Below are 12,278 nucleotides of genomic sequence, written 5' to 3'. Positions count from 1 at the left end.
TTACAAACATCAGTAATGCGTATCGCTATAAAAAATACATATACAAAAGTTATCTCTATTCTTGCGGCACTATTCATCATTTCAGGGTGTCAGATTGACTCCGATCCTATGAGTGAGCTGGACAAAATACGTGAGCGAGGCGTTTTGCGTGTTGGCACATTAAACAACCAACTTGCGTACTACATTGGCCCAGATGGCCCGACAGGGCTCGACTTTGAATTGGCACAGAGATTTGCTGATGAGCTTGGTGTTCAGCTCGAAATTAAACCTGCTTACCGTCTTGCGGGCTTGTTTCCTGCTTTAGACAAGAATGAGATAGATATTATTGCTGTTGGCCTAAGCCAATCTCCAGATCGAATTAAACAATATCGAGCTGCACCTGCTTACTACTATGTGAGTGAGCAGGTTGTATACAAAACCGGCACATGGCGTCCACGTAATTTAGAGAAACTGATCGAGCGCCTCAATACTACAGAAGACAGCCTAACCGTTGTTGCGGGTTCCCAGTTTGAAAAAACACTCAACCTTCTGGAGCTTCAAAACCCAGAACTTAAGTACGACATTAGCCGGGACTCAGATGTGAGAGATCTGCTAAGAAAAGTTTCAAATGGAGAGCTTGCTTATACCATAGCGGATTCTGTAGAGCTTTCACTGACTCAGCGACTCTATCCAGATATCGCACTGGCATTCGAGCTGACAGAAGATCAGCCTGTCTCCTGGTACATGAGAAAATCGGATGATGAAAGCCTTTATGCCCTACTCATCGAGTTCTTTGGTTCCATGAAACTCTCTGGTGATCTTGCGCAGCTGGAAGAGAAGTATTTCGGCCATGTAGATAGTTTTGACTACGTAGATACCCGCGCTTTTATAAGGGCATTGGATAGTAAACTACCTAAATGGGAACCTTTGTTTAAAGAGTACTCTGGAAGTTTCGACTGGCGACTTATTGCTGCACTCTCATACCAGGAGTCGCACTGGAACCCGAAAGCTAAATCACCAACCGGAGTTCGGGGCATGATGATGCTGACACTTCCAACCGCTAAAATTGTTGGAGTTAAAAACCGATTGGACCCAGAGCAATCCATAAAAGGTGGTGTTAAATACCTGAAAGGTATCGTTGAGCGTGTGCCTGACTCTATCGCAGAACATGAAAAAATCTGGTTTGCACTGGCATCTTATAACGTTGGTTACGGGCATATGATGGATGCGCGACGCCTGACACGTGCACAAGGTGGTAATCCGGACGCGTGGGCGGATGTGAAAGACAGATTGCCTCTTCTTAAAAAGAAAAAGTACTACAGCCAAACTCGGTATGGTTATGCTCGCGGTGATGAGGCGCGTAACTATGTAGAAAATATTCGCCGGTACTATCAATCCATTATTGGGCACGTTGAAAAGCAGGCGGTTACAGAAGCGGATGTCAATGTTGATGACCTTCAGGTGATTGATGTGGTTCTTCCACCTGTAGAAGAAGCAACTAATCAAGATGAGCCTGGTACCGAAAGTTCTCCTCAGGAAGCCTCTGGGGAAGAACCGTTACAAGGACCACCCGTAGAAGCTATGACACCACCAAAAACAGTAGAACCTGCACAAGAACCAGCAACACCAGAAAGCTCAGCAGTTCAAGCTGAGCTATAATGAAAAAGCTGGTTCTTACCAGCTTTCATACAGCGGTAACAAAAGCAAACTATAACGGAAGGTGAACAAACACTTGATAATTAAAGTGGTAAAGAACCACGACTAATAAGGGGGAATACTCATGTTCTCTGGTAAAAAGCGAACTACAAACAAATCGGTATCGAGAACGGCTTCTGCGAACCGTCGTAAACGTATGCTTGCAAACAACAAGAAAAAAATCATTTGGCGTCACCGAGCTTATGTTCAGACTGAAGTTTTTAGCTAACGGCAGCTCTTAAGTGGTAACTCGGGCAGAGTTTCAGATTTTCGAAGCTTTGCCCTCAGAACCCTCAGTTAAAGCTTTTAATCTCTGTTTTTCTTCTTTCTTCTCTTTACGTCTTCTCTTAAAGAAGGCCTGAAGCTGCTCACGACACTCTGCCTCCAGAAGGCCCGACTCAATCGTTGCATAATGATAAGCCGCTTGCGTATCAAAGAGGTTCAAAACTGTACCCGCAGCTCCTGCTTTTAAGTCCGGAGCACCGTAAACAATTCTTTTTACTCTGCTATGCAGTAAAGCCCCGGCGCACATAGGACAAGGCTCCAGAGTGACGTACAAGGTAGTGTCAGTCAGTCGATAGTTTTCCAGCTCCTGCCCCGCTTTCCGAAGCACCTGAATTTCCGCATGAGCCGTTGCATCATGCAATCCAATTGAGCGATTCCAGCCTTCAGCGATGACTTCTCCATCTTTAACCAAAACTGCACCCACAGGCACCTCTCCTTCAAGCTCCGCTTCGTGAGCCAAAGAGATTGCCTTTCGCATAAAGGCTTCATCTTGTTTTGTGAATGCTTGATTCAAAACTGTCATCCAGAAAAAGAAAAGGGACGCTATTGTAACGAGAGAGATATTAAGAATACAGTGGTGATATCGACAGCGTAAAATGCCTTAATTGTTCGTGCGGGATAGAATCGTACTTAAAGCAATGCTCTCGGTTTCACTTCTGCTATTGTTCCAGAACACTTCAGCCTCAACTCTTATAGCTTGTTTATCTGCGGTTGTACCAATCACCTCTGAAACAGCTATTTTTAAATGAAACTCTTCATCGATGATACGCTCAACTTCAGAGGTCAACTGCATTTGCTCGTTACTCAAAAAAGAAATACGTAATCTCTCGGTGCTACTTTCAGCGATATGCAAAGCCTGAACACTTTTTTCCGCATAGCTCGCTTTTTGCTCCATATAAGTTTGCAGCCGAAAGATACTCATGACACCAAAAGAGAGAATAAATAGAGCCACTAAAACTTCAATAAGCCCGATGCCACGGTTACCTGAAATCACGCCAACTACCCTCGTTCCATCTGAAGCTACCGTCTGTCAGGGTAAGATCTCGCAATACCTTAGAGTACATATATGTAGATTGAATTTGATACTCAAACTGACTACACCGAGTAATTTTAATATCCAGCTCTTCTGGCAACTCGCAATAGTGAAATGTTGAAAACGAGTCTGGCTCTGATGAGACCTGACTATAGATGCATTCCAATCCACCTTGCGCTATCCAGTACGACTCTGCTGCTTCTAACTGATTGTTCGCCATTTGAATCTGAAGCAACAGTGTCCGGTAGCTTGTCAGAGTGAGTATGAGTAATGCAACCAGAAGCAGGGAGCAGAATAGTAGGGTCGTCATTCCCCGTTGTCTTTTAATTCTCTTTCTCACCATAGTTGATTTCCGGGAAAGATTTCTGCTGTTCTGGTCTTTGTTATATCAAGGCTTCCTTTAGGCTGAACCGTAAGAGAGAGCAGTAGTAGGTACGCATCTGTATTCTTGTTCGGATAAATCAGTTCAAACTTATAATTGGTCAGTTTCACACTCTTTTCATCGAATACTGAGTAGTAAATTTTACATATATCTCTTTTGAGTTGGTCTGTACTGTTTACTGTCAGGTAGCATACTTTTAGCTTCTTATCGGAAAGATCTGCTTTGTAGGAAATAAGACGAAAAGCTATCGGTTCTTCCGGCAAACTAAGTTGATACGAGAAGGTTAAAATATTCTCTTGCACATCAATAATATTATCCGAATCAAACAAAGTTAGATTTTCTCCTCTTTCTCCGTAAAATCCAGCTCGACGAACTTCCCTCTTTATTTCATTCAGCGCCGTATCTAACGATTTTGCCAACAGTACATTTTGGTGACGATTGAGAGCATGTTTTTGAGTCACAACCAAAACCGTCGTTAAGGACGTAATCACCATCAAACTGATTAAGCTGGCAACTACGAGCTCTATAAGTGAGTATCCCGAGCATTTCTTCCAACTTTGTTTTGGCCTTTTAACATTTGGGGAAACCATAGTAATCACTACCATCTCCACAAATTTTTGTTCGGCCAGTAATCGAATAGTAAACAAGCCGCAAACGCTCGTTTTCATTGTGTTTATAGTTAATACGAATGTGTCCGTTACCCATGACTTTCCCGCTCACATCATCCAGGTACAGTCGCATGGTTTGATTGTCTTTATGCCTTCCTGAAAAGCTAATACGTGTATCGCTTCCTTCCACAACAATGATTGCTTGCTCTTGCTTTTCCGAACGCAGCTCCATAGACCAGGATTTATCAGACGAAGACAGTCTGGATATTTCTATGTAGAGGCCAGCACCTCTGAGCATAGACTCAGAACGAGCTTTGAAGAAAAAACTACTAATCTCTGATGCTGCACGCCTCATCCTAAGCTGCTCCAACAGCGGTTCAAATGACACACGCAGACCTACCATCATCAACGATGAGATCAGTAAAATGCTCATTAGTTCGATTAAAGTAAATCCGCGAACCATTTCCAAAGTTCACCCGTACCCCATAACACTCAGCCAAGAATTGCCACATGCTAACAAGGCGTAACGTTGAACAGTAAATCTAGGACCAACTACTGGAAATGAATCTTTTATTTTTATGCAAATCGAAGTACCAAAGACACAAGGGGATGACGTTGATCGAACTCGTTGTTGTCGTCGCAATCATTGGAGCGCTGGCTTCTATTGCTTATCCGTCATACACACAGCATGTGCTGAGTAGCCATAGGGTTAAAGCTCAAGCTGACTTAATGATGATGAAACTGTATATGGAGAAAATGACAGACATTGAAGGGAGAGAAGTGATATCGAGTAAGAGTGGGCATTGCTCACCATTGATACCTTGTCAGTCGGATAAAGAACGCTATGAGTTCTCTATCACGTATGAAGATTTCGGCTATGTTCTTCACGCCAATGCGATAGATAACCAACAAGAAGACAGATGCCCTACTCTTTCACTTAAATCCAATGGGAGAAAAGAGCCAGCCTCCTGTTGGAAATAATGTCCAGAAAATAGAAAAGCCAGCATAGTATCTGATGCTGGCTTTCAAATAGTTTTACTAGTGGGTTATTTTAGCTAGTTAGATCATCAAAGAACTTCTTAACACCTTTGAAGAAGCCTTCAGATTTCGGTGAGTGCTTAACAGCCGCTTCACCGCCACAGCTTTCCGCAAATTCTTTAAGCAGCTCTTTTTGACGAGAGCTTAGTTTCACTGGCGTTTCAACGACCAACTTAACGATCAGGTCACCGACACCGCCACCACGAACGCCTTTCACGCCCTTGCCACGCATACGGAACATACGACCGGTCTGAGTCTCTTCTGGCACTTTCAGGTTAACACGACCATCAAGCGTTGGAACTTCCACTTCACCACCCAGTGCAGCCATTGCAAAGCTAACTGGCACTTCACAGTAAAGGTTGTTGCCATCACGCTCAAAGATATGGTGCTCTTTTACGTGAACCTGTACGTACAGATCACCTGCCGGTGCACCTGTTTCGCCAGCTTCGCCTTCACCAGACAGACGAATACGATCACCAGTATCTACACCAGCTGGGATCTTAACGTTAAGTGTCTTAGTTTTCTGCTTACGACCCTGACCATGACATGAGTTACATGGGTCTTTAATGATCTTGCCTTTACCGTTACAGGTAGGACAGGTTTGCTGAACCGCAAAGAAGCCCTGACGCATCTGCACCTGACCGTGTCCATGACAGGTTCCACAAGTCTGAGGTGAAGATCCTTTCTTAGCACCTGAGCCATGACAAACATCACACTCAACTAATGTTGGTACTTCAATTTCTTTGTCACAACCACGAACAGCCTCTTCAAGAGTCAGTTCCATGTTGTAGCGAAGGTCAGAACCACGCTGAGCGCGCTGACCGCCGCCACCGCGACGACCACCACCGAAGATGTCACCAAATACATCACCGAAAATATCACCAAAGTCAGCACCGGCACCACCACCGAAGCCACCACCACCCATGCCACCTTGTTCGAAGGCTGCATGACCATACTGGTCGTAGGCTGCTTTCTTTTGAGGATCAGTCAGAATTTCGTACGCTTCTTTTACTTCTTTAAACTGTTCCGCAGCGCCTTCATCACCCTGGTTTCTATCCGGGTGGTATTTCATCGCAAGACGCTTATACGCCTTCTTAATATCGCGCTCAGACGCATCACGGCTTACGCCTAATACTTCGTAAAAATCACGTTTTGACATGTTTCGTTACTACCAATGTTTTTCTAGAAATGGCAACCCGCCATTCCGATTTGTATCAATCTAGATAAGGGCTAAAGACATAAGCTACAGACCATTATCTAGAGTGACTCTTCATTTACAAACTTGCGGGCGAAAGGAAAATCCCGACGCCCGCAATACAATTCAATTAAGAAGGACTTCAAAAGAACCAAATAATTGTATTTTTCTAAGCCAGATTGTGCGAGTTCAAGAAGAAGGCGCGGAGTTTACGAATGTAAATGAGCACCTTCGACGCAGAAATCGTGCAATCTGGCGACGAAAATCAATTATTTCTTATCGTCTTCTTTTACTTCTTCAAACTCAGCATCAACAACATCGTCGTCTTGCTTAGGCTGTTCACCAGCTTCTGCACCACCAGCTGCTTGCTGTGCTTGTGCTTGCTGCTGAGCGATTTCCATTAGCTTCTGAGCTGCTGTCATTAGAGCCTGAACTTTAGCGTCGATAGCTTCTTTGTCGTCGCCACTCTTCACTTCTTCAAGTTCTTTGATTGCTGCTTCGATCTTGTCTTTCTCTTCAGCTGGTAGAGCGTCGCCCGCTTCTTCCATTTGCTTACGAGTGCCGTGAATCATCTGATCAGCTTGGTTACGAACAGTTACTAGTTCTTCGAACTTCTTGTCCGCTTCTTTGTTAGCTTCTGCTTCTTGTACCATCTTCTCGATGTCTTCATCGCTCAGACCGCCAGATGCCTGAATAGTGATCTTCTGCTCTTTACCTGTTGACTTATCTTTCGCAGATACGTGCAGGATACCGTCCGCATCAAGGTCAAAAGTAACTTCGATTTGTGGCATGCCACGTGGTGCAGGCTGGATACCTTCTAGGTTGAACTGACCAAGAGACTTGTTGTACATCGCTTGCTTACGCTCACCCTGTAGAACGTGGATAGTTACCGCATTCTGGTTGTCTTCTGCTGTAGAGAACACCTGGTTAGCTTTAGTTGGGATAGTTGTGTTCTTCTCAACTAGCTTAGTCATAACGCCACCCATAGTCTCGATACCTAGAGACAGAGGAGTAACGTCTAGTAGAAGTACGTCTTTAACATCACCAGCTAGTACACCACCCTGAACTGCAGCACCCATTGCTACTGCTTCGTCTGGGTTAACGTCGCGGCGAGCTTCTTTACCGAAGAACTCAGCAACTTTAGCCTGAACCATTGGCATACGAGTCTGACCGCCAACAAGGATAACGTCAGTGATGTCGCCTACAGATAGGTCTGCATCGTTAAGAGCCACTTTTAGTGGGTCTAGAGAACGCTGAACTAGATCTTCAACAAGTGACTCAAGCTTCGCACGAGTTACTTTGATGTTCATGTGCTTAGGACCAGTTGCATCTGCAGTTACGTAAGGTAGGTTTACGTCAGTCTGCTGAGTAGAAGAAAGCTCAATTTTCGCTTTTTCTGCTGCTTCTTTAACACGCTGCATTGCTAGAGGATCGTTCTTAAGGTCGATGCCCTGCTCTGCTTTAAACTCATCTACAAGGTAGTTAATCATGCGGTTATCGAAATCTTCACCACCAAGGTGAGTGTCACCGTTAGTTGCTAGTACTTCGAAAGTTTTCTCGCCTTCAACTTCGTCGATTTCGATGATTGAGATATCGAAGGTACCACCACCAAGGTCGTATACAGCGATAGTGCGGTCACCGCCAGACTTGTCCAGACCGTAAGCTAGTGCAGCTGCAGTTGGTTCGTTGATGATACGCTTAACTTCAAGACCAGCGATACGGCCAGCATCTTTAGTAGCCTGACGCTGAGCATCGTTAAAGTAAGCTGGAACTGTGATAACTGCGCCAGTTACTTCCTCACCAAGGAAGTCTTCAGCAGTTTTCTTCATTTTCTTAAGTACTTCAGCAGAAACCTGAGGAGCTGCCATTTTCTGGCCTTGTGCTTCTACCCAAGCATCACCGTTGTCTGCCTTAACAATGTTGAAAGGCATGATTTCGATGTCACGCTGAACTTCTTCGTCTTCAAAACGACGACCGATTAGACGCTTAATAGCAAATAGCGTGTTTTGAGGGTTGGTTACCGCTTGACGTTTCGCAGGCTGACCAACTAGCGTTTCGCCGTCTGTATAAGCGATAACAGATGCGGTTGTACGCTCACCTTCAGCATTTTCAATTACGCGTGGTGCATCGCCGTCTAGTACAGCAACACATGAGTTAGTAGTACCTAAGTCAATACCAATGATTTTACCCATCAGGCTATCTCCGAGAATTCAATTATTCGTTTCTATATCCCCCTAGATGGGGGCAGTGTGTTGGGATTCAACCCTATCCACACTAATGTTTCTTTGTGTATGCACCATAGATAAGGTCAGCGAATGGGTTTTCAAGGGAGTGAATAAAAAAAAGAGCAGTTTTTTATCAAATTGGGGGCGAATGTGGGCTAAATGAAAGGTAATAAGAAAGAAAAAAGGCCGCTCTCGGAGCGACCTTATACATATGTAATGGTTTGGGTTACTTCGAAACCATGACCATCGCTGGGCGAATAACACGGCCATTCAGTTCGTAACCTTTCTGCATTACGAACATAACTGTGTTTGGTTCAAAGTCTTCGCTTTCCTGGATAGACATAGCCTGATGGAACTCAGGGTTGAATGGCTGACCTTCAGGATTGATCTCTTTAAGACCAAACTTAGCTACAGTATCAATGAAAGTCTTGTGAGTCAGTTCTACGCCTTCAAGAAGAGGTTTAACCGCTTCACTTTCAGTATCTGCTGCTTGAATAGCACGTTCAAGGTTATCGATAACTGGTAGTAGCTCTTCTGAGAACTTGTTCAGAGCGTATTTACGAGCTTTGTCGATTTCCTGCTCTGTACGACGACGCATGTTGTCTACTTCTGCCTTTGCACGCAATACAGAATCCTGCTGCTCTTTCACTTTTGCTTCACTAGATAGAAGTGCCGCTTCAAGCTGTGCAATTTTCGATTCTTCTACTTCCTGCTCACTCTCTTCATTCCATTCGATATCAGCGTCAGTACCTACAGCTTCTACTTCTTCGTCTTGAGCAACTTCCTGCTCTACAGCTTCCTGCTGCTTCAGTTCTTCTTCATTAACTTTGTTTTCTTCGTTACTCATGATATCTCCAGACTTCGGAATTCAATGTTTATAGCGAGCTTGGCACAAATCCTAGGATAAAACGCTCGCGTATTTAATCAACTTGCCTTTATTATGGGGACAGATAATTATGAATCAAGCGTAACTGCTAGCAATTGGACTATCCAGATGAAAAAGCCTTTTAAAGTCATCGGTATTATAGGAAAACCACGTAACCACCGCGCAGTACAAACTCACAAAGAACTCTTTTGCTGGTTAAGTGCTGAAGGCTACCAACCCATAGTCGATGACAGGCTAATTGATATATTGGATGATATCCCAAAAGACAATTTTACATCTCTGCTAGAGATCGGAGAAAAAGCAGATCTCGCGATTGTCGTTGGTGGTGATGGCAACATGCTTGGAGCTGCGCGAGTATTGTCTCGTTTCGATATTAGCGTTATCGGGGTGAACCGAGGAAGCTTGGGCTTTCTGACTGATCTCAATCCTGATGAGTTCAAAACCTCGCTAAAAACAGTTCTTGAAGGCAACTACATCGAAGAGGAGCGCTTTCTTCTGGAAGCAGAGGTTTATCGACACGGTAAAAAGAAGAGTCACAGCGCTGCATTAAATGAAGTGGTTCTTCACCCTGGTAAAATTGCACATATGATTGAGTTTGAGGTTTATATAGACGACTCTTTCGCCTTTTCACAACGCTCTGATGGCTTAATCGTCTCGACTCCAACGGGATCTACCGCTTACTCTTTATCTGGAGGAGGACCGATACTTTCTCCAAGCTTAAACGTCATTTCAATCGTGCCAATGTTCCCGCATACACTTTCCAGTAGGCCATTAGTGGTTGACGGGCACAGGAAAATTAAGCTGAGCGTGTCGCCTGATAATCGAGGCACACAAGAAGTAAGCTGCGACGGGCAAATATCCTTACCCGTTTCACCTTCCGATGAAATCGTTATTTATCAGAGCCCTAACGTTCTGAGGCTTATTCATCCTGAAGATTACAGCTACTATCATGTACTTAGGAACAAGCTCGGATGGTCAAGTAAGCTGTTCTAAGCATCGCAGCCATCTCTGACTTTGTTATATGTCACAATTTGTTGAAGAAAATAAATTGTTCATAAAAAAGTCACCTGTACGACTTTACTGTATAAAGAAACAGTATATACTGTTTTCTTATACAGTAATGTTTGGTTATACAGGTATCGCAAAATGCTGGCTCACTTAAGTGTAAATAACTTCGCCATTGTTAAATCACTTCAACTAGAACTGTCACAAGGCATGACGACCATCACTGGTGAAACTGGTGCGGGTAAATCTATTGCCATTGATGCGCTAGGCTTATGTTTGGGTGGACGAGCAGAAGCAGGTATGGTTCGCCAAGGTGAAGATAAAACTGAAGTATGCGCAGCATTTCAACTGGACAATAACGTTCATGCCAGCAGATGGTTGGAAGACAACGAACTGCTTGATGGCAGCGAATGCATTCTAAGACGAATTATCACCAAAGACGGCCGTTCACGAGCTTTTATTAATGGTAGTCCAGTCCCTCTTTCCCAACTTAAATCTTTGGGTCAAAAGCTAATAAATATTCATGGTCAGCATGCTCACCACCAGTTGATGAAAAGTGAGTACCAACTTTCTATGCTGGATCAGTATGCTGGTCACGGTGATCTTATCAGTAAAACCCAGCAGCATTATCAAGTGTGGCGACAAGCTGAAAATAAGCTGAAAGAACTGCGCCAGAACAGCCAGGAAAATGAAGCACAGAAGCAGTTACTTGAATACCAGATAAAAGAGTTAAATGAACTTTCTATCTCTGAAGGGGAGTTTGTTGAGCTTGAAGCCGAACATAAACGATTAGCAAACAGCGGTGAGCTAGCGACAAATTGTCAGCAGGCTATCGAACTGATTTATGAAGGTGAAGAAGTCAACGCACTGGGCATTCTGCAAACTGCGTCATCATCGCTGATTCAACTAGCAGAGCTGGATCCTAAACTTGAAGCTCTACCTGCCATGCTTGAAGAAGCATTGATCCAGATTGAAGAGACAAACAACGAACTACGCAACTACATGGATTCAATTGATGTAGACCCGGAAAGAATGGCATTTGTAGAAGAACGCTTTTCCAAAATCATGTCTATATCCCGAAAACATCATGTGATGCCAGAAGAGTTGTACTCTCATCATCAGGATCTACTCAAGCAAATTGAAGAACTTGATTGCTCTGATGAAAAGCTTGAAGCATTGGCAGAAGAAGTTGAGAAAAAGCGCGGACGATTCCTATCTAGTGCAGAGAAACTCAGTAAATCCAGAAGTCGCTACGGTAAAGAACTCGATAAACTGATCAGTAAAAGCATGCATGAGCTCAGCATGGAAAAAGCAAAGTTCACTATCGATATATCACGTGACGAAAAGCACTCATCTCCACTTGGTATTGATCAAGTTACCTTCCTTGTGTCAACAAACCCAGGGCAACCAATGCAACCAATTGCCAAAGTAGCATCTGGTGGTGAGCTTTCTCGTATATCCTTGGCTATTCAGGTTATTACAGCCCAAAAAGTGGATACACCTAGTTTAATCTTTGATGAAGTCGATGTTGGTATCAGTGGCCCTACAGCAGCAGTTGTAGGTAAGATGCTGAGAAAACTAGGCGAATCAACACAAGTGCTTTGTGTTACTCACCTTCCTCAAGTTGCCGGTTGTGGTCACCAACAGTTATTCGTTGCTAAGCAAACCAAAGCTGGTAAGACCGAAACACAGATGAAGCCACTTGATAACGAACAACGTGTATCAGAACTGGCTCGCCTGTTAGGTGGTAGTCAAATCACAGATTCAACGCTGGCAAATGCAAGAGAGTTGCTTGCAGCTTAATAACGAGTCTCCGTAATGTTAACTAACCCACAGAATGGTCACTCCATTTTGTGGGTTGTTGCTATTTGATACCTCTGTTGCAACAAACCTCAATTTTTGCTGTCACAGAAAAAGTCCCTTTTACATCTTGGCTCTGCTTGTTTA

13 protein-coding genes are annotated in these 12,278 nt (G+C 43.9%); 5 read left to right on the top strand and 8 right to left on the bottom strand.

Features of this window, described 5'->3' with window-relative positions; translation table 11 throughout:
• The first annotated feature begins 15 nt into the window (after window positions 1-15).
• Together mltF and SNR28_RS12895 are read left to right on the top strand one after the other, a co-directional pair.
• On the top strand, window positions 16-1,638 hold the full coding sequence (mltF, locus tag SNR28_RS12900; protein ID WP_375752923.1) for a membrane-bound lytic murein transglycosylase MltF: 1,623 nt from the start codon (window positions 16-18) through the stop codon (window positions 1,636-1,638).
• A 121-nt stretch (window positions 1,639-1,759) separates the two neighbouring features.
• The gene (locus SNR28_RS12895; protein ID WP_375752921.1) at window positions 1,760-1,903 is read left to right on the top strand and encodes a hypothetical protein; all 144 of its coding nucleotides are present in this window, start codon (window positions 1,760-1,762) and stop codon (window positions 1,901-1,903) included.
• Window positions 1,904-1,936: 33 nt separating this feature from the next.
• On the opposite strand, the gene tadA is transcribed toward SNR28_RS12895, so the two are convergent.
• The 5 genes from tadA to SNR28_RS12870 form a co-directional block, all read right to left on the bottom strand.
• The gene (gene tadA, locus SNR28_RS12890) at window positions 1,937-2,482 is read right to left on the bottom strand and encodes a tRNA adenosine(34) deaminase TadA (RefSeq protein ID WP_375752919.1); all 546 of its coding nucleotides are present in this window, start codon (window positions 2,480-2,482) and stop codon (window positions 1,937-1,939) included.
• Between the two features lie 78 nt (window positions 2,483-2,560).
• Window positions 2,561-2,953, bottom strand: a complete 393-nt coding sequence (locus SNR28_RS12885) for a prepilin-type N-terminal cleavage/methylation domain-containing protein (RefSeq protein ID WP_375752917.1) — start codon at window positions 2,951-2,953, stop codon at window positions 2,561-2,563.
• On the bottom strand, window positions 2,940-3,302 hold the full coding sequence (locus tag SNR28_RS12880; RefSeq protein ID WP_375752915.1) for a hypothetical protein: 363 nt from the start codon (window positions 3,300-3,302) through the stop codon (window positions 2,940-2,942). Before SNR28_RS12880 ends, SNR28_RS12885 begins: the two co-directional genes overlap by 14 nt.
• A 26-nt stretch (window positions 3,303-3,328) precedes the next feature.
• Window positions 3,329-3,964 carry a prepilin-type N-terminal cleavage/methylation domain-containing protein gene (locus SNR28_RS12875; protein WP_375754077.1) on the bottom strand — a complete coding sequence of 212 codons (636 nt, stop codon included), beginning with the start codon at window positions 3,962-3,964 and terminating at the stop codon, window positions 3,329-3,331.
• A complete protein-coding gene (locus tag SNR28_RS12870) occupies window positions 3,945-4,415 on the bottom strand; it encodes a Tfp pilus assembly protein FimT/FimU (RefSeq protein ID WP_375752913.1) in 471 nt (156 codons plus the stop codon). Before SNR28_RS12870 ends, SNR28_RS12875 begins: the two co-directional genes overlap by 20 nt.
• 128 nt (window positions 4,416-4,543) lie before the next feature.
• Here SNR28_RS12870 and SNR28_RS12865 point away from each other — a divergent pair, with 128 nt between their 5' ends.
• The gene (locus SNR28_RS12865) at window positions 4,544-4,963 is read left to right on the top strand and encodes a type IV pilin protein (RefSeq protein ID WP_375752911.1); all 420 of its coding nucleotides are present in this window, start codon (window positions 4,544-4,546) and stop codon (window positions 4,961-4,963) included.
• A gap of 70 nt (window positions 4,964-5,033) precedes the next feature.
• Here the strand turns inward: SNR28_RS12865 and dnaJ are convergent, their stop codons facing one another.
• The 3 genes from dnaJ to grpE form a co-directional block, all read right to left on the bottom strand.
• Window positions 5,034-6,179: a molecular chaperone DnaJ gene (gene dnaJ / locus SNR28_RS12860; RefSeq protein ID WP_375752909.1), complete on the bottom strand. Its 1,146-nt coding sequence runs from the start codon at window positions 6,177-6,179 to the stop codon at window positions 5,034-5,036.
• 305 nt (window positions 6,180-6,484) lie between these two features.
• Complete coding sequence (gene dnaK / locus SNR28_RS12855) at window positions 6,485-8,407, bottom strand: molecular chaperone DnaK (protein ID WP_375752908.1); 1,923 nt, start codon at window positions 8,405-8,407, stop codon at window positions 6,485-6,487.
• Window positions 8,408-8,666: 259 nt separating this feature from the next.
• Window positions 8,667-9,287, bottom strand: a complete 621-nt coding sequence (grpE, locus tag SNR28_RS12850; RefSeq protein WP_375752906.1) for a nucleotide exchange factor GrpE — start codon at window positions 9,285-9,287, stop codon at window positions 8,667-8,669.
• Window positions 9,288-9,434: 147 nt separating this feature from the next.
• Between grpE and nadK the strand changes: the two genes are divergently transcribed.
• Both nadK and recN read left to right on the top strand, forming a co-directional pair.
• Entirely contained in the window at window positions 9,435-10,319 is an 885-nt protein-coding gene (gene nadK, locus SNR28_RS12845) for an NAD(+) kinase (protein ID WP_375752904.1), read from the top strand.
• A 153-nt stretch (window positions 10,320-10,472) separates the two neighbouring features.
• Window positions 10,473-12,134: a DNA repair protein RecN gene (gene recN, locus SNR28_RS12840; protein WP_375752902.1), complete on the top strand. Its 1,662-nt coding sequence runs from the start codon at window positions 10,473-10,475 to the stop codon at window positions 12,132-12,134.
• The last annotated feature ends 144 nt before the right edge of the window (window positions 12,135-12,278 follow it).

The sequence above is a fragment of the Vibrio iocasae genome (genome assembly GCF_042245395.1).
Lineage (GTDB): Bacteria > Pseudomonadota > Gammaproteobacteria > Enterobacterales > Vibrionaceae > Vibrio > Vibrio iocasae.
Note: the sequence above shows the minus strand (reverse complement) of the source record. Positions and strands in the feature narration are given on the sequence as shown.

Excerpts from the sequence above, each read along its gene's own strand:
- SNR28_RS12870 (WP_375752913.1), bottom strand. The coding sequence starts at position 4,415 with ATGAGCATTTTACTGATCTCATCGTTGATGATGGTAGGTCTGCGTGTG.
- dnaK (WP_375752908.1), bottom strand. The coding sequence starts at position 8,407 with ATGGGTAAAATCATTGGTATTGACTTAGGTACTACTAACTCATGTGTT.
- SNR28_RS12895 (WP_375752921.1), top strand. The coding sequence starts at position 1,760 with ATGTTCTCTGGTAAAAAGCGAACTACAAACAAATCGGTATCGAGAACG.
- SNR28_RS12875 (WP_375754077.1), bottom strand. The coding sequence starts at position 3,964 with ATGGTTTCCCCAAATGTTAAAAGGCCAAAACAAAGTTGGAAGAAATGC.
- grpE (WP_375752906.1), bottom strand. The coding sequence starts at position 9,287 with ATGAGTAACGAAGAAAACAAAGTTAATGAAGAAGAACTGAAGCAGCAG.
- mltF (WP_375752923.1), top strand. The coding sequence starts at position 16 with ATGCGTATCGCTATAAAAAATACATATACAAAAGTTATCTCTATTCTT.
- recN (WP_375752902.1), top strand. The coding sequence starts at position 10,473 with ATGCTGGCTCACTTAAGTGTAAATAACTTCGCCATTGTTAAATCACTT.
- dnaJ (WP_375752909.1), bottom strand. The coding sequence starts at position 6,179 with ATGTCAAAACGTGATTTTTACGAAGTATTAGGCGTAAGCCGTGATGCG.
- nadK (WP_375752904.1), top strand. The coding sequence starts at position 9,435 with ATGAAAAAGCCTTTTAAAGTCATCGGTATTATAGGAAAACCACGTAAC.
- SNR28_RS12880 (WP_375752915.1), bottom strand. The coding sequence starts at position 3,302 with ATGACGACCCTACTATTCTGCTCCCTGCTTCTGGTTGCATTACTCATA.
- tadA (WP_375752919.1), bottom strand. The coding sequence starts at position 2,482 with ATGACAGTTTTGAATCAAGCATTCACAAAACAAGATGAAGCCTTTATG.
- SNR28_RS12865 (WP_375752911.1), top strand. The coding sequence starts at position 4,544 with ATGAATCTTTTATTTTTATGCAAATCGAAGTACCAAAGACACAAGGGG.